The following is a 14,338-nucleotide window of genomic DNA, read 5'->3' on the forward strand; positions in this document are numbered from 1 at the left end:
GGCTCCGGCGGGCAGCCGGAACGAGACGCCGCCGCGGGCGGCGGCCGCGGCGAGGTCGGCGAGGGTGCCGTGCGGGCCGCGCAGCAGCGCGTCCCAGACGGGCAGGGCGACACCGTGTTCGAGGCCGACCTGGTCGCGGACGGTGTCGGCGAGGTGGTTGGCCCAGGGGCGGCCGCCGTCGTCGGCGCCGGCGAGCCCGGCGAGGCGCAGCAGGGCCCGCTCGACCGAGACGGTGGTGTGCGTGCGGGCCATCGCGATGATCGGCTCGGCGGCGCGGGCGGCCAGCCTCCGGGCGGTGCGGACCGCCTCGGGATCGAGATCGAGTTTTCCGTGCGGCGCCATCGCCGTCTCCCCTCACGCTGCCGCCCCTCACGGGCCGGACCGAACAATCGTCCTTCACTTCGCGCGGTCTACGGAAGATCTTCCGGCATCGAGACCGAAATCCGCAAGAAGTCCGATCGATTCCGGTTCGTTGCCGCTTCGCCGCCGCTTCGTCACGGCACCGTCGCCGTGCCGTCGCCGCGCCCGTCCGCACACCGTTCCCCTACACCTTCCCCACCGGGCGGCGGAACCCCGCACCGCCCCCGTTCCGCTTCCCCGCGGGCACCGCCCCCTTGCCCGACCGGGCGGTCACCTGACCTGCGCGTGACCCTTTCGGCGACTTTCCCGAACATCCCCCACCCGCACTCAACGTGACCTTAAAATCACGGCCAGTGTCGGCGGTTCCGGGTGCGGAACCGCCCCCGAACCGAACCCGCTGGAGGGGCATGATCGTCTATTTTGCGGCGGCGGCCTGTGCCGTCGGCGTGGTCGCCGTCGCGAGCGTGCTGGTCCGGCGGACCCGCCGCGCCACCGACGACGCCTCCCCCGACGGCGCCACCGTCTCGCACGCCGGGGCGATGCTGTCGGCGCTGTTCCTGCTGGCGTTCGCCATCGCCGTCATCGTGCCCTGGACGACCGCCGACGCCGCCCGCGCCGGCACCTACACCGAGACGCAGGCGATCGCCGAAACCTACTGGGCGGCCTCGCGCCTGCCCGCCGACCAGCGCGACGGGCGTCCGCAGCGGCCTGCGCGCCTACGTCGACACCGTCCGCGACCCCGAATGGGACCTCATGGCCGAGGGGCGGCTCACCCCCGCCGGATGGACGCTGCTGGACCGCGTCCGCCGCGACGTCATCGCGCTGAAAGCCGACACCGACGAGCTCCGCGAGGCCCGCGCCGCCGTCCTGGACGGCATCGGGCAGGTCGCCGCCGCCCGCAACCAGCGCGCCATGGACGCCCGCAGCGCGCCGCCCGCCGGGCTCACGGTCGTCACGATCCTCACCGGCGCCGTGGTCGTGCTGCTGCCGTTCCTGGCCGGGGCCGCGCCGCGCGGCGCGGCGCTCGTCCCGCTGGCGCTCATGGCCGCGCTGCTGGCCGCCGGGACGTACCTGACCATCGACATCGCCCACCCGTTCGACGGGGCCATGGCCGTCGGGCCGGACGCGTTCGTCGAACTGCAGGCCGAACTCCAACGCATCGACGGAGGTGGATGACCCTTGCGCCGCGTCCTGATCCTGCCCGCCCTCATCCTGCAGGGCGCGCCGCCGGCGCCCTCACGCTGGCCGCCGCGCCCCCCGCGTCGGCCGCACCGGCCGCACCGGCCCTGCACGCCGAGCCCGGGCCGCCCGGCGGCATCAGCATCTGCGTCGGAGGGGAAGTCGAGGTGCACGTCGGCCATCCCCCGGGATGCCCGCGACCGCCCGCCCCGAAGCCGCCGACCGCCGAGCCCCCGGCGCCCGAACCCGCGCCGCCGGACGAGCCGGAACCCGAACCCTCGCCGCCCGCGCCCCCGGCCACCCCGCCGGTCACGCCGCCGTCCGCCCCGGCGTCCCCGGCGCAGGAACCGCCCGCCGAACCGTCCCCGGCCCCGCCCGGGACACCGGCACCGGCGCAGCCGCCCCCCGCGCGGACGTCGCCGCGCGCCGCGCCGCGGCCCGCCGCGATCGTTCCGCCCGCACGGCAGGCACCACCGCGGCCCAGCCCTCGCCGTCGCCGTCGCAGGAGGTCGTGCACCACACGGTGCAGCGCGCCGCCGACGAGAAGCCGCAGCGCCGCGACCCGCTGAGCACCTCGCTGGTGCTGGTGGTCATCGCCGTCGTGGTCAGCGCCGGGACGGCCGTCGCGTTCGCCCGCTGACCCCCGCCCCTGTCGCCCACCGGCCGGGACGGGCGCACCGCGCCCGTCCCGGCTACGGCCTGCGGCCCACGCCGCCGAACACCAGGAACCGCTCCGGGGAGTCGACCTCCCCCTCCTCGGGACGCCACGACGGCACGTACACCAGCCCCGGGTCCAGCAGGTCCCACCCGTCGAAGAAGCCGAGGATCCCGTCGTGCGACCGGGCCACCGCCGGGGACGTCGCCCGGTCGTACAGCTTGCCGATCGCCGCGGCCTTCCCCGGCCGCGCGTCGTGGGTCAGATGCGACAGCACCAGGTGGCCGCCCGGCACCGACGCCTCGCGCAGCGCCGCCACGATCTCCGCGGGCCGCTCCTCCTCCTTGACCAGATGCAGCGCGGCGACCAGCAGGAACGCCACCGGACGCGACAGATCGACCAGCTCCGTCAGCAGCGGATCGGACAGGATCTCCGCCGGACGCCGCATGTCGGCCTGGATCACCGCGACCCGATCGTCGCCCTCCAGGATCGTGCGGCTGTGCGCGACCGCGACGTCGTCGTTGTCGACGTACACCACCCGCGCGTCCGGGTTCACCGCCTGCGCGACCTCGTGCACGTTGCCCTGCGTGGGGATGCCCGAGCCGATGTCGACGAACTGGTCCACGCCCGCCTCCGCGACCGTGCGGACCGCGCGGCGCAGGAACGCCCGGTTCGCGTGCGCCAGTTCCCGGGCTTGCGGCTCCACCCGCAGGAGACCGGTCGCCAGGTCACGATCCGACGCGAAATTGTGCGCTCCGCCCAGCAGGAAGTCGTACACCCGTGCAACGCTTGGTCTCCGACTGTCGACTTCGGGTGGAATCCGCTCGGGGTCCATGCACGTCTCCCATGCCAACGGAGGGGCTGCGGCCGCAGGGCGACCCCAGCGTAACGCCGCTCCTCCCGCACCACCCCCCACACGGGACTTGTGAATTTCGATGACCGAGCACCCCGCAGCCCCACCGGACTCAGCCGACCCCCTCGACCCGGCGACCGTCCTGCTCGACACCGGCGGCACCGTCACCGGATGGAGCGACGGCGCCGCGCGCCTGTTCGGCCGCACCGCCGCCGAGGCCCTGGGCACCGACCTGCCCGCGCTCCTGCGCAGCCCGGCCGCCGCCGCGCGCTCGCCGCCGCCGTCGCGCAGGCCGCGTCGGCCGACCCTGGACGGGAACGCTCCCGCTGTTCGCGGGCACCCCCGACGACGTCACCTTCGACGTCAGCGCCGTGCACGGCGTCGCGGTCGACGGGGTCCGCGCCACCTGCCAGGCCCTCACCACCGCGCCCGGCACCGCGCCGGGCGCCGCCGCGACGGCCGCATCCGGCACGGCCACATCCGGCCGGACGCTCGTCGCGCTCACCGTCGCACCCCCGTGGGCGGGCGGCCTGGAACTGCTGAACGAGGCCGGGAGCCGCATCGGCTCCACCCTCGACCTCACCCTCACCGCCCGCCAGATCGTCGCCGTCACCGTCCCCCGCTTCGCCGATGCCGGCGCCATCTACGTCCTGGAACGCCGCCTGGCCGACGACGACACGCCCCCGGCCGCGCCCGCGACGACGGCTCGATCGTCGTCCGCCGCCTCGCCGTCGCGTTCGCCGACGACGACCCCGGCGACTGGGCCGCCGCGTTCCCCGCCGGCGAGGTCGTCGTCCACCCGCCCGCCACCCCCTACGCCCGCTGCGTCGCCACCGGACGCACCGTCGAGTTCGGCGGCGAGGACGCCCTGGACAGCCTCGCCCGCCGCACCGGACGCCTCGTCGACGGCGTCCTGGACCACACGTCGCTGCTGGCCGTCCCCCTCACCGCCCGCGGCCGCGCCCTCGGTTACGCGGTGTTCAGCCGCAAGCACGGCCGCGCGCCCTTCGGGCCCGCCGACGCCGCCCTGGCCGCCGAACTCGCCGCCCGCGCCGCCACCGGCATCGACAACGCCTGCCTGTACCGCCGCGAGCACCGCACCGCGACCGCCCTGCAGGCCGGGCTGCTGCCCACCCGCGTCACCGTCCCGCCCGGCCTGCGGATCGCGCACCGCTACCGGCCCGCCCGCGCCGCGGTCGGCGGCGACTGGTACGACGTGGTGCCGCTGCCGGACGAACGCGTCGCGATCGTCATCGGCGACTCGGTCGGGCACGGCGTCACCGCCGCCGCGGCCATGGGCCAGCTGCGCGTCGCCGCGCACACCCTCGTCAGCTGCGAGCTGCCGCCCGCCGAAGTGCTGGCCCGCCTCGACGCCATCGCCCAGGACCTGGACGCCGCCCAGTTCGCCACCTGCCTGTGCCTGGTGTGCGACCCGGCGACGCTGCGCTGCGAGCTGGCGTGCGCCGGGCACCCGCCGCCGCTGGTCACCCTCCCCGACGGGACGGCCCGGCACTTCGCCGTCGCCGACGGCCTCCCACTCGGCGTGGCCGACCCCGCGCACCCCGCCGAGTACGAGCAGGTGTCGGCCGTCCTGCCGCCCGGCGGCGTCCTGGCCTTCTACACCGACGGGCTCGTCGAGAGCCGCCTGCGCAACATCGAGGAGGGCATCGCGCGGCTCGCGTCGGCGCTGGTCGCCTCGCACACCGCGGGCGGCTCCCTGGAGGACACCGCCGACGGAACCCTGGCCCTGCTGGCCGACCAGCAGGGCCAGGACGACATCGCGCTGCTGCTCGTCAGCCCCGAACCGCGCTGACACCGCGGGCACCGCCGGGCCGGCCGGACCGGCCGGGCCCGCGGCGGCGCGTCACAGGCCGGGGATCTGGCCGTTGCGGAACGCGTCCACGAACATAACTCCGTAAGCGTCTTGACCTTGCGGAGGAGACCGCATGCCCGACGGCCACTACGGCCCCGTCCAACTCTGCGACCAGCTCGGCATCGACCGGTTCCAGTTCGACCGGGCCCGCGCCGCAGGCATCATCGGCGACCCCGACCGCAGCAAAGGCCGCTGGTCCGCCGCAGTCGCCACGGAACTCAAGGACCAGATCGACGAGATCCGCGCGGTCGCCGGCACGATCCCCGACCTCGGTGCCGTCCGCGCCGCAGAAGTCATCTCGGCCCGGCTCGGCATCACCATCACCTGTGACGCGATCCCTGAACTCGCCGCCCGCGGGCGCCTCACCATCGTCGGGGACTTCAAGGGGCACCCCCTCTACTGCGGACACTCCCTCGAGGCGTTCACCGACACCGCAGCCGCGATCACCGCCCAGCGCGACGGTGAACTCCTCACGAGCGACGAAGCCGCCGAACGGCTCCAGATACGCCGCGCCGACTTCGACCACCTCGTCCGCGCCGGGTACCTCTCCCCCGCCCGCTACGGCCGGAGCATCTACCAGCGTCACGAGAACGTCGCCCTGTACCGGGCCCGGGACCTCACCGCCGTCGAGCAGCGAGATGACATCGACTGGGCGGTGGTCAGGTCCACCCCGAAGGGGCACCAGTCGCCGCTTACCAAACTCCCAACCGCCCAGGAGGCGACCCAATGAACGTCCGAGCCCGCGTCCAGGCGATCACACTGGCTGCAGCAGCGTGGTCCCTGCTGCTTCCCCTCGCCGCGCTGAGGGGGATGCTGTGAGAACCACGACCGGGCACAGTGCCCTGGCCGCCGAGCGCTCCGCCGGCCGGGCCGCAGATGCCGCCCAGGACGCCGTGGCCTTGATCGCCCAAGGCCGTTACGTGGACGCCGCCGAAACGCTGGACGAGGTAATCGCACACGCCAAGCAGGCTTGCAGCGGCCTCGTCGAAGCGTCCCGCACGCCGAAGAAGTAACGGCATGGCGTCGCTGCTGATCGTCCGCCGCGGCGGAGACATCATCGGGCACTGCGACGCCCTCTGCTACGACGCCAAACACGACGAATGCGTGTGCAAGGCATGCGGCGGCGTCAACCACGGCGTCGGCATCGAACGCGCGATCGTCAACACCCGCGCCCTCCACGCCGGCTGGCTCGAGCAGGCCCGCGCCGAAGACCCCGGCATCGAATTCGAGCTCGACGAGTCCGTCCAGCACCTTCCCCTCTTCCCTCTCCCTGAGGAGCCCTGATGTCCACCCTTCTCGGCCCGATCACCGACGCGGACCTGCGCCGCTGGCAGATGCAGCGCTACGCCCTGCTCGGCGACGTGTTGAAAGTCGGGCAGCAGCACCAGCTTCCGCCGCTCACGTGGCGGGTCACCGAGTACGCCGTGGTCGGGGACCTCTACGGGATCCCGGATGGCCAGCGCCGCCGCGTGTTCTGGGCGTGGGTGACCGCTCTCGGTCTGGAGACCGCGAACGAGTCCGAGACCAGCTCCGACTCCGGCTCCGTGTACCTCCGAGCGGCCGCTCCCGACGGCTGGCGCGGGCACCGCGGTGAGGTAGGCGTCTGGGCGACCGTCACCACCGAGGGGGACGAGACGTGACCGCCGCTTCGACTCGCCGGCCTTGGCGCGAGCAGCCGCCGCCCGCGGCGGGCACCGTTGAGGTTCGTGTCCACGGCGCGGCCGAGGACGTCGACGCGTTCCTCGCCGCCCTCGGGCAGTCACTTCCGTTCGGACGGTACGCGTGGAAGGTCCGCCGTTACCAGGCTCGTAGCGGCGGCGACATGCAGTACCTCAAGGTCACCCTGCCGCAGCCGCGCGGTAGGTGAACGAGCTCGCCGCCGGGTGTCAAAGCCAGCCCTGCCTCTATGCCGATGACCTTCGGGAGGCGCGAAGGGGCAGCCAAGGCCGGGGAGGGGCACCGTCATGACGGCCCCGAAGACCCGTCCAACCCCGGGTGGAACCGGGGGCCTGCACCCGGCGCGTCCTACTCCCCTTGCTCGGTTTCCGGCTTGGGTGGGCGATGTGGAAGCGTCACGCCTTCTTCGCGCAGGTACCAGCGGTAGAAGCGGATCGTCAGCGCCGAGAGGTCGCCGTGGTCGGCGGTCTTCGCTCGCTCGCGGACGGCTTCGGCGAGTTCTTTGGAGCCGCCTCGGACGCCGATGACGTGCTTGTTGTTGTGCCGGTCGGCGTCACCCATGGCCATCTCCTCTATGTGGTTAACCGCAAGGGGTTGCGCGTCGCATGCTACCAACCTACATTGTGGTTAACCACATACCCGCTCTGCCCTGGGGATCTTCATGTGTGCACTCCAAGCCACCCAACACCTCGCCACCGAAATCCGCGACTCGTTCGACAGCGACGTCGCCGACGCGATCCTCGCCGACACCGACCCGCTCGAAGTCGCCGCCCGACTCTGCAAGGACGCCACCGCCGACGACGTCACGGCCACGGTCAAGGCGATCGCCAGTGACATCGACGACGGCCTCGCGGACTGGCTGGTCGAGCAGGCGGACTCCCCGGCCGCCTGGTTCTGCGGCCAGGTCCGGGACCGGATCTGACGGTCCGCAGTGGGCCCACCCCCGCATGGGCCCAGTGCAGGACGCCAGACCACCGGCCCACCGAAGGCCAGAAAGAGAGAACCCCATGCCCACGATCACCCTCACCCCCTTCACCCCCTGGGAGCACCGCTCCGCCGTCTACGGCGGGCGCTCCACCTGCGGCACCTGGACGTACTACCTGACCGGCGGGCGCTGCGAGGTCACGCACCTCCCCACGCAGCGGCGCTTCTGGGCGCTGGACATCGACCGGGGCCGCGAGGCCACCGCCACCCCCGAGTACGTGACCCTGCTGCTGGCCGACCCGCCCGCCGGCAAGCCGCTCGCCAAGGCCGAGCTCGTCGCGATCTGCGACGAGCTGACCGTGAGCGACGCGCGGCGGATGCTGCAGGCCGCGCCCAGCGACGTGGCCGAGCCCGCGGCCAAGCTGATCCGGCCGGGCGCCCCGCTGGCCGGCTTGCACGCGATCGACGCGCAGAACGCCATCGGCATCGTCTACGGGCGGGCGCCGCACGTGTGGCTGGACGCGCTCCGGACGGTGCGGCCCGACCTGGTCCCGGCCCGCTACCAGGGCTGACGTTGCGTCCGGGCGGCCCGGCACCCCGGGCCGTCCCACGGAGCGCCAGACCAACACGGAGGAGACCTATGGCAGACCGAACCCCGATCTACGACGTCGACCACCAGGCTACGGGACCGGATTCGACCTCACCCTCGCAGGTGCCCGCGCCCACCAGAAGGTGCACGGCGGCACGGTCATGGTTTCTCGGGACGGCGGCAGGACCTGGAGTGCCGTCGACGAGGAGGAGACGGCTGATGGCTGCTCCTGACCCACACGCTGTCCGCGCCCACCACGTCGCACTGAAGGTCGGTGAGGCGGTGCTCGTTGTCGAGCACGACGAAGCCACCCGAACCCCGCTCGAAGGAGGACGCCGACACCTTGGCCGCGTCGTCGAGGCGGAAGGGATCTACATCCAGGTCGCCTACGAGGACCGCACCGTCAACCGTGGCCGCCCCGACCTGTTCTACAAGGACTCGTGGTGGAGAGCGTGGGACGGCGCCATGCGCTGGCGACTCACCACCGAGAAGAGCACCCATGGGTGACCAGTCGACCGGATTCCGAATCCGAGATGCCGCCGCGTTCCAGGTCCAGTCGTCTCGGGACGGCTCCACCTGGATCCCGCGGCAGCCAGCCCCTGACGGCATCGGCACCATGCGTCACGGCGGCGATTACTGGTTCACCGACCACCACCAGGCATGGGTCGCGGCGAACACCCTGCGGAACGCCCTCACCTGGTCGGAAGTCCGTGTCATAGCGAAAGGCCACAACGGCGACATTGTCGGAGAACAGGTCATCCTGTAGAGCAACCTCACCGAGGAGGCGCTCTCCCGCTTGTGCTGCGGGAGAGCGCCTTGTCTTCGCAGCTACGGGCAGATCTTGTGTTCCGGGTCCCACCAGATCACGTAGAACACCCGTGGTGACTCCTCCGACAGCACACCCCACAGTCGGCCCATGTTGCCGACCCGGAACCGGAACATCTCCTCGAACTCGTCCAACCGCAACTCAGCAAGCCGATCTTGCGCTGTCTTCACCAGGCTGGTCACCGGGATCCACTTGTGCTTCTGGCTGTCCCGCCGCTTGCTGTGCGTGCGCTGATCCCAGATCTCCCGCCAGGTCAGCCGCTCCATATCGCTGAGGAACCGCACCAGCATCGCGCTCGTCGACCGGTCAACCCGCCAATGCCATTCACCGTCGTACTCGGCGTCCAGCAACGACAGCCGCCACAGCGGATGATGATCGCCCTCGCCGTCATGTGCGACACCCGAAAGGCACCGCGGCAGCGGCTTACGAACTACTTCCGGCGAGGGGCGAAGCTTAGCCTTCTTGCCCATGGGCGTCAGCGGCGGTGAGCGCGTCAAAGTACTCGCCGATTTCCTCGTCGGTGAGTTCCTCGCTGCTGCGCTCCATCGGGCCCACGCGAGCGCGGTTGCGGGCGCTCACCCACGGGCCTTCCCGGTGCGTCATGGCCGACAACTGATGGGCATCGAACTCGCCCAGGCCGTCTAGGACGAGTTCGACCGACTCCCGCTCGCCCTCGTCCAGCGCGGCGGGCTCACCTGAGATGTCGCCGGCGGCGAGCTGGAACCGGCCGCGGTGCCGCCGGTACAGCAGTGGGCTGACAGGCCCGTTGGCCCATGCCTCGAACCGCTCGGGGAACAGGGGACGCTCCTCCCACGCGAGGTGGTAGCCGTAGGCGTAGTAGCAGAGCTTCTGCAGCTTCATCGCCGACATAGGACCCCGCTTCTGCAGGATGTATGCGGCGACGTCGTTGATCGCGGCCATGTGCGTGCCCCCTCCTTCCCCTGTCCTTATTCGTACCCGTTGGGGGGAACGGATGTGCATATCTGGTCCTTACTGGTTGGTAACGGTTCGTTGAACGTGCCCACGAACCGCAACGCTTCGTTACTACATGCAGACGGACCGTGTACGTCGGGTGTTTGGCGAGACGAGACCAACCCTTCACGCAGACCTTCCAACGTGCGTGTGACATCCCGCCGCAAACCGGCCGCCCGCACTCTGACTACGACCCAAGCGATCAGCCGTACACCTTGTAGTGCTTCCTGTGGTTCCTCCAGTTCCGCCACACCTGCCAGGACCGGACCGTCGCCCACCAGCACCCGTAGATCGGCAGCCACATCCCGCACGTCCAGAACGTGAGGGTCCAGTTGAAGCCGTGCCCGGCGAACGACATCCCGCGCTTGGCGCTCACGGCCTGCGGCGCAGCGCCTGCACGTACACCACCTGAGGCTGCGGAGGCGGAGGCGGCATCGGCCCCTGCTGATACTGCTGGCCCGGGTCCTGCGGCTGCCCCATGGCGCCCCTTCCTGTCGAGTGGAACGACAGTGTGGGACAACGCCCCACCCGTTCGGGCTTCAACCAGCAGGAACGACCGAAGGCGGACGCCCCGCCAACCGAACCGGGGCTCTCCACGTCTGGGCTGCCCGAACCCTTAGCGGAACCCTTCCGCTAAGGGTTCCGCTAACCCTTGCCGCTACTCCCCTCGGGACCCTCCTCACAGCCCCGATCAGGGCGTTTGCCCGGGCAATGCGCCGCCTCGACCTGGCCTCGCACACCAGCAACCAGGCGAAGCGCAACCGGCCAACCGCGGACGTGCAGGCCGCAGCCTGCTCGCGACTGCGCCGCAGAGGCAACCGCCCGCCGACGTTTATGCAGGTGAGGGCCGCTCCTAAGGGTTAGCGGAGGGGTTCGGCTAAGGGTTAGCGGAACCCCTCCAGTAGCCCCGCCAGCACCCCCAATGGAAGGGGGTGCGTCACTACGTCGAGGGCTCGCGGCCTGTGGAAAACCTCAGGTGAGACCTGCACCGATGACCCGCGCGGCACCGCCCCCCGTTCCAGCCAGCGGCAGCGCCACCCTGGTCACGTATTCGCAGGTCAGTGACAAGACTCAGGGGTTCCGCTAAGGGTTAGCGCAGGGGTTCGCCGAAGGGTTAGCGGAACCCTTCGCCGACCCTTCTAGGGGAGAGGGGAACGTAACGGTAGTAACTACGGACTCCCCTTTCCCCTGTTCCCCTTACCCCAAGATCTTTCTTGCGCATCGACCGCGCGAGCCTCGCCGAAACTCGCCCTCGACGGCGAAGGACAACGCCCAGAGCGCGCCAGAATCAACGAGGAGCGCCAAACCCCCGCCGACCCGTAGGCGATATAGACCCCACGCCCCTTCGGCGCTTAGCGGGCGAATCAGCGCCACGCCGTCACGGGAGCACCACTGGTTCCCGAGCCCCCATCTGACTGATCCGTCAACCCGCGTTCGACGTAGTCGCGGCAACCTGCCGCAACTGGCCGCCCCCGTGACCCACCCACCACAGACGGGCACAACCACGCCGTGAAACCGCAACCCGCCCCCGCAGCCGCAGCCGCGCTCCTCACCCTCACCTTCACCCTCACCGCCTGCGCCGCGTCGTACGACGAACGCATGACCTACCTACGCAAAATCGCCAACCGCGGCGCCGAAACCCATAAGCTCCTCGCCGCCCAAGGCGCACACATCGACGCCAAACGCTGCGGCGCGACCTACGACGGGCTCGCCGACGACGACATCCCCTCCGACATCGACGGCGGTGGCGCATCTACCGAATGGCGTGCCCAGGTCCGGCAGTTCTTCGTGGACTCGTGCGTCACCGGCCTGCCCAAACCCGTCCCCGGCCACAACAACCCACCGCCAGCGAGCCCCAGCACTCCACCAACAACCGCGCAGCCGGCCTCACCGCCGTCCTGACCCCTGGCGCAGACCCCTCACCGGAAGGCCCACAAGCATGGTGACGAGCGGCCCAGACCACTACGCGGAAGCCCAACGGCTCCTCGACAAGGTCAACCGCAACAAAGATGACCCCGCGAACGCGAGCCGTCTCCAACGCGCCCAGGTCCACGCCCAGCTCGCGCTCGTAGCCGCGACCGTTCAAGCCGGGCAGCTCAGCCCCAACCAGGTCCGCGAGTGGGAGAGAGGCGGACTGAAGACGTAGGCATGCGAGAGGCCCGCATCCTCCGGTCGAGGATGCGGGCCTCAGGGCAACGGACGCGCTCCGTTGACGTCGACGCGGTAGCTGCGGGAGTGCGCCGAGTCAGTCGTCCTCGACGAGGCGGTGCATCTGCTCGTCGGCGTCGGCCGTCACGCCCTGCAGCAACCGCCCTGGGGACTGCCCCGGATGCGCATGCCCGCGGAACGCCACCACGGTCTCCTCTTCACGGCCGTCCTCAGTCACGGTGGTGTAGTCGCTCAGATCGACCTTGTCGACCATCTGGAGGTTCTCGCCGTCGCAGATGCCGAACTCGACCCGAGTCTCCAGCCCGTCGGGCAGCGCGGACGACATCAGAGTGAGCATGTTGACCAGAGTTCGGATCGTCGTGACGCCCTCTTCAGCCACGGCTCAGGTCGTACCGTCCCGTGCGGACAGCGGTCGTGAACGTGACCCACGCGGGCGCGGTGAACGCCAGCATCGGGCCGCTGCGGTCGTACGAGTCGCGGACGCCGGCTGCGTCTTCCACAAAGGCGACTTCGACGCAGCCGATGTCTCCGCTCCCGCCAGCCTTGCGGAAGGCGGCGGACTTAAGACGCTCGACGGTGGTGGCATCCATGCTGGTGCTCCTCAGTGCGGTGGGCGATTTCATTGAGGTAGAGGGCGAGCGGAGAGGCTGCCGCCATGGCAGCGTTTCGGGCTTGTTCGTACCGCAGCGCCATGTCCGGGGCACGGTGCAAGTCGACGCTCAACCAGTTGCCATGTCGGTCGTAGTGCATGACGGCGACGCGGTCATCGAGCAGCCAGAAGTCAGTGTCGGGCAGGTCCAGTTCGCGCGTGCGGTGACGTGGCAGCACGCGGATGTCCTCCCCCGCCGCGACGCTGGCGGGGTAGGCGCAGGTGAGTTCGAACAGCGTGTAGTCGGTCAGGGGTTCGGTGACCACATGCACGCGCGCCATAGTGGCGCCGGCCGCGACCTTGCCGCGGACGAGGCGCTGCCACGGTTGCCGCCACTCGGGAGAGGGGATCTCTCCGTTGAGGAACAGGCGGAAGGGCTCGGTCTCGTTCGAGGCGACGTAGTGGTCGAAGAGCTCAAGACGGAACGCCGAGCGCGTGAACTTGCCGAACTCGGTCGCGAACTCGTCTGGAGTGAGTAGAGCCATGACAGAGCCTTCAGGGAGCTGGGTGACTCCCGCCACGCTAGCCCGCAGCGCGCCACGTGGGAACCCTTTTCCCGCGACTAGTCGCGCTAACGATGGGTTGTTCGTCCCTGCGGGACTAGCATGGCGGCATCCCGACGGAAGGCACCACGCGCCATGACCTCCAAGCCGACGAAAGCCCAGCGAGATCTGGGCCGCGAGCTGAGAAGGCTCCGCGAAGGCACCGGTTTGTCCGCCGCCCGGTTCGGTCAACCCCATGGGTGGTCGCAGTCGAAGGTGTCGAAGTCAGAGCGCGGCGGCACTCTCCTTTCACCCAGCGACGTGGAGAAATGGGCACGGGCGGCCGGCGCTGACGAAGACACGACCGCACGCATTGTCGACCTCGCGACCGAGCTGGCGGCAGAGTCGAAGGACTGGTCCGCGCGGCGCGGATCCCTCGCTGACCGCAATGCCTACATCGGCGACGTCGAGGCCGGAAGCACGTCCGTGCACAACTTTCAGCCGTCGGCGGTGTCCGGGCTGCTGCAGACCGCCGACTATGCACGGCGGGTACTGATGTTGATCGACCCGGACAACGAGCACAAGACCGCCGATGCTGTGGCCAGAAGGCTGGAGCGGCAGACGCTGCTCTACGACGTCAGCAAGCGGTTCGAGTTCGTCTTGACCGAGGGGGCGCTCCGCTGGCGGCCCGGGCCGCCAGCATTGATGCGCGCGCAACTCGACCGCGTGATGTCGGTGGCAACCCTGCCGAACGTGACGATCGGGATCCTGCCGCAGGACCGTCAGGCTGAGATGCTGCAGCTCAACGGGTTCACGATCTTCGACCACGGGGACCGGCCGTTCGTCCTCGTGGAGACCTACCACGAGGACGGACGCAGGGATGACGAGGAGACGGTAGCCAGCTATCGGCGAGTGTTCTCGCGCCTGCTGGACGAGGCCATCGTTGGCGATGAGGCCATGTCTCTTACGCGTCGGTTGATGGACACTCTGCCCGCGACTGATCGAACGCTGTACGAGCCCCGCACCGACCTGGTGCGGGGCTTCTTTGTATCTGCGATTAGTCGCGATACCGATTGACGTACGACTAGTCGCGACTTAGTCTCATGGGTATGCAGCACACCGAGAGCCGC

General features: G+C 70.6%; 25 protein-coding genes. 15 read left to right on the top strand and 10 right to left on the bottom strand.

Annotated elements, in window-relative coordinates:
- Both BJF79_RS43045 and BJF79_RS64370 read right to left on the bottom strand, forming a co-directional pair.
- The coding region (locus tag BJF79_RS43045) for a lysine 5,6-aminomutase subunit alpha TIM-barrel domain-containing protein (protein ID WP_316043563.1) at positions 1-342 on the bottom strand (342 nt) is incomplete at its 3' end.
- A 433-nt stretch (positions 343-775) separates the two neighbouring features.
- Entirely contained in the window at positions 776-982 is a 207-nt protein-coding gene (locus BJF79_RS64370) for a hypothetical protein (protein ID WP_262403446.1), read from the bottom strand.
- Positions 983-1,113: 131 nt separating this feature from the next.
- Here BJF79_RS64370 and BJF79_RS64375 point away from each other — a divergent pair, with 131 nt between their 5' ends.
- Both BJF79_RS64375 and BJF79_RS43055 read left to right on the top strand, forming a co-directional pair.
- Entirely contained in the window at positions 1,114-1,536 is a 423-nt protein-coding gene (locus BJF79_RS64375) for a DUF4239 domain-containing protein (RefSeq protein ID WP_262403447.1), read from the top strand.
- Between the two features lie 193 nt (positions 1,537-1,729).
- The gene (locus BJF79_RS43055) at positions 1,730-2,179 is read left to right on the top strand and encodes a hypothetical protein (RefSeq protein ID WP_075906134.1); all 450 of its coding nucleotides are present in this window, start codon (positions 1,730-1,732) and stop codon (positions 2,177-2,179) included.
- Positions 2,180-2,231: 52 nt separating this feature from the next.
- Here the strand turns inward: BJF79_RS43055 and BJF79_RS43060 are convergent, their stop codons facing one another.
- Positions 2,232-3,029 (bottom strand): SAM-dependent methyltransferase, encoded by a 798-nt coding sequence (locus tag BJF79_RS43060; protein ID WP_075906136.1) that lies wholly within the window; start codon positions 3,027-3,029, stop codon positions 2,232-2,234.
- Positions 3,030-3,129: 100 nt separating this feature from the next.
- Between BJF79_RS43060 and BJF79_RS52275 the strand changes: the two genes are divergently transcribed.
- The 6 genes from BJF79_RS52275 (at position 3,130) to BJF79_RS43100 (ending at position 6,787) form a co-directional block, all read left to right on the top strand.
- On the top strand, positions 3,130-4,860 hold the full coding sequence (locus BJF79_RS52275) for a SpoIIE family protein phosphatase (RefSeq protein ID WP_083734667.1): 1,731 nt from the start codon (positions 3,130-3,132) through the stop codon (positions 4,858-4,860).
- Positions 4,861-4,993: 133 nt separating this feature from the next.
- Entirely contained in the window at positions 4,994-5,650 is a 657-nt protein-coding gene (locus tag BJF79_RS43080; protein WP_075906144.1) for a helix-turn-helix domain-containing protein, read from the top strand.
- An 85-nt stretch (positions 5,651-5,735) separates the two neighbouring features.
- Positions 5,736-5,933, top strand: a complete 198-nt coding sequence (locus BJF79_RS43085) for a hypothetical protein (RefSeq protein WP_075906146.1) — start codon at positions 5,736-5,738, stop codon at positions 5,931-5,933.
- A 4-nt stretch (positions 5,934-5,937) separates the two neighbouring features.
- The gene (locus tag BJF79_RS43090; RefSeq protein WP_075906148.1) at positions 5,938-6,204 is read left to right on the top strand and encodes a hypothetical protein; all 267 of its coding nucleotides are present in this window, start codon (positions 5,938-5,940) and stop codon (positions 6,202-6,204) included.
- Positions 6,204-6,560, top strand: coding sequence for a hypothetical protein (locus BJF79_RS43095; protein WP_075906150.1), 357 nt, complete (start codon positions 6,204-6,206; stop codon positions 6,558-6,560). Before BJF79_RS43090 ends, BJF79_RS43095 begins: the two co-directional genes overlap by 1 nt.
- Positions 6,557-6,787 (top strand): hypothetical protein, encoded by a 231-nt coding sequence (locus BJF79_RS43100; protein ID WP_075906152.1) that lies wholly within the window; start codon positions 6,557-6,559, stop codon positions 6,785-6,787. Before BJF79_RS43095 ends, BJF79_RS43100 begins: the two co-directional genes overlap by 4 nt.
- A gap of 158 nt (positions 6,788-6,945) precedes the next feature.
- Here the strand turns inward: BJF79_RS43100 and BJF79_RS43105 are convergent, their stop codons facing one another.
- On the bottom strand, positions 6,946-7,158 hold the full coding sequence (locus BJF79_RS43105) for a hypothetical protein (protein WP_075906154.1): 213 nt from the start codon (positions 7,156-7,158) through the stop codon (positions 6,946-6,948).
- A 100-nt stretch (positions 7,159-7,258) separates the two neighbouring features.
- On the opposite strand from BJF79_RS43105, the gene BJF79_RS43110 reads away from it, so the two are divergent.
- The 4 genes from BJF79_RS43110 to BJF79_RS43125 all read left to right on the top strand — a co-directional run bounded on the left by BJF79_RS43110 (position 7,259) and on the right by BJF79_RS43125 (position 8,876).
- Positions 7,259-7,519 carry a hypothetical protein gene (locus BJF79_RS43110; protein WP_075906156.1) on the top strand — a complete coding sequence of 87 codons (261 nt, stop codon included), beginning with the start codon at positions 7,259-7,261 and terminating at the stop codon, positions 7,517-7,519.
- 85 nt (positions 7,520-7,604) lie between these two features.
- Positions 7,605-8,093 carry a hypothetical protein gene (locus BJF79_RS43115; protein ID WP_075906158.1) on the top strand — a complete coding sequence of 163 codons (489 nt, stop codon included), beginning with the start codon at positions 7,605-7,607 and terminating at the stop codon, positions 8,091-8,093.
- Positions 8,094-8,329: 236 nt separating this feature from the next.
- Positions 8,330-8,617, top strand: coding sequence for a hypothetical protein (locus BJF79_RS43120; RefSeq protein ID WP_143220885.1), 288 nt, complete (start codon positions 8,330-8,332; stop codon positions 8,615-8,617).
- Entirely contained in the window at positions 8,610-8,876 is a 267-nt protein-coding gene (locus BJF79_RS43125) for a hypothetical protein (protein ID WP_075906162.1), read from the top strand. The genes BJF79_RS43120 and BJF79_RS43125 overlap by 8 nt, the downstream gene beginning before the upstream one ends.
- Before the next feature lie 62 nt (positions 8,877-8,938).
- Here BJF79_RS43125 and BJF79_RS54700 read toward each other — a convergent pair whose 3' ends face one another.
- From BJF79_RS54700 to BJF79_RS56610, 3 genes are all read right to left on the bottom strand, one after another.
- On the bottom strand, positions 8,939-9,406 hold the full coding sequence (locus tag BJF79_RS54700) for a hypothetical protein (RefSeq protein WP_143220886.1): 468 nt from the start codon (positions 9,404-9,406) through the stop codon (positions 8,939-8,941).
- Positions 9,390-9,857 carry a Panacea domain-containing protein gene (locus BJF79_RS43135; RefSeq protein WP_075906167.1) on the bottom strand — a complete coding sequence of 156 codons (468 nt, stop codon included), beginning with the start codon at positions 9,855-9,857 and terminating at the stop codon, positions 9,390-9,392. Before BJF79_RS43135 ends, BJF79_RS54700 begins: the two co-directional genes overlap by 17 nt.
- Positions 9,858-10,110: 253 nt before the next feature.
- A complete protein-coding gene (locus tag BJF79_RS56610) occupies positions 10,111-10,284 on the bottom strand; it encodes a hypothetical protein (protein ID WP_158079457.1) in 174 nt (57 codons plus the stop codon).
- Positions 10,285-11,417: 1,133 nt separating this feature from the next.
- Here BJF79_RS56610 and BJF79_RS43140 point away from each other — a divergent pair.
- On the top strand, positions 11,418-11,810 hold the full coding sequence (locus tag BJF79_RS43140) for a hypothetical protein (protein ID WP_075906169.1): 393 nt from the start codon (positions 11,418-11,420) through the stop codon (positions 11,808-11,810).
- A 37-nt stretch (positions 11,811-11,847) separates the two neighbouring features.
- Positions 11,848-12,054 carry a hypothetical protein gene (locus BJF79_RS43145; protein WP_075906171.1) on the top strand — a complete coding sequence of 69 codons (207 nt, stop codon included), beginning with the start codon at positions 11,848-11,850 and terminating at the stop codon, positions 12,052-12,054.
- 99 nt (positions 12,055-12,153) lie between these two features.
- On the opposite strand, the gene BJF79_RS43150 is transcribed toward BJF79_RS43145, so the two are convergent.
- Genes BJF79_RS43150 through BJF79_RS43160 form a run of 3 tightly spaced genes read right to left on the bottom strand, consistent with a single transcriptional unit; the run spans position 12,154 to position 13,211 of the window.
- Positions 12,154-12,456, bottom strand: coding sequence for a hypothetical protein (locus BJF79_RS43150; protein WP_075906173.1), 303 nt, complete (start codon positions 12,454-12,456; stop codon positions 12,154-12,156).
- On the bottom strand, positions 12,449-12,667 hold the full coding sequence (locus BJF79_RS43155; protein WP_075906175.1) for a DUF397 domain-containing protein: 219 nt from the start codon (positions 12,665-12,667) through the stop codon (positions 12,449-12,451). The genes BJF79_RS43150 and BJF79_RS43155 overlap by 8 nt, the downstream gene beginning before the upstream one ends.
- Entirely contained in the window at positions 12,639-13,211 is a 573-nt protein-coding gene (locus BJF79_RS43160) for a DUF6879 family protein (RefSeq protein WP_075906177.1), read from the bottom strand. The genes BJF79_RS43155 and BJF79_RS43160 overlap by 29 nt, the downstream gene beginning before the upstream one ends.
- Positions 13,212-13,364: 153 nt before the next feature.
- Between BJF79_RS43160 and BJF79_RS43165 the strand changes: the two genes are divergently transcribed.
- Positions 13,365-14,285 (top strand): helix-turn-helix domain-containing protein, encoded by a 921-nt coding sequence (locus tag BJF79_RS43165; protein ID WP_075906179.1) that lies wholly within the window; start codon positions 13,365-13,367, stop codon positions 14,283-14,285.
- Positions 14,286-14,338: the final 53 nt, after the last annotated feature.

Origin of the sequence: Actinomadura sp. CNU-125 (genome assembly GCF_001942465.1) — a bacterium.
Lineage (GTDB): Bacteria > Actinomycetota > Actinomycetes > Streptosporangiales > Streptosporangiaceae > Spirillospora.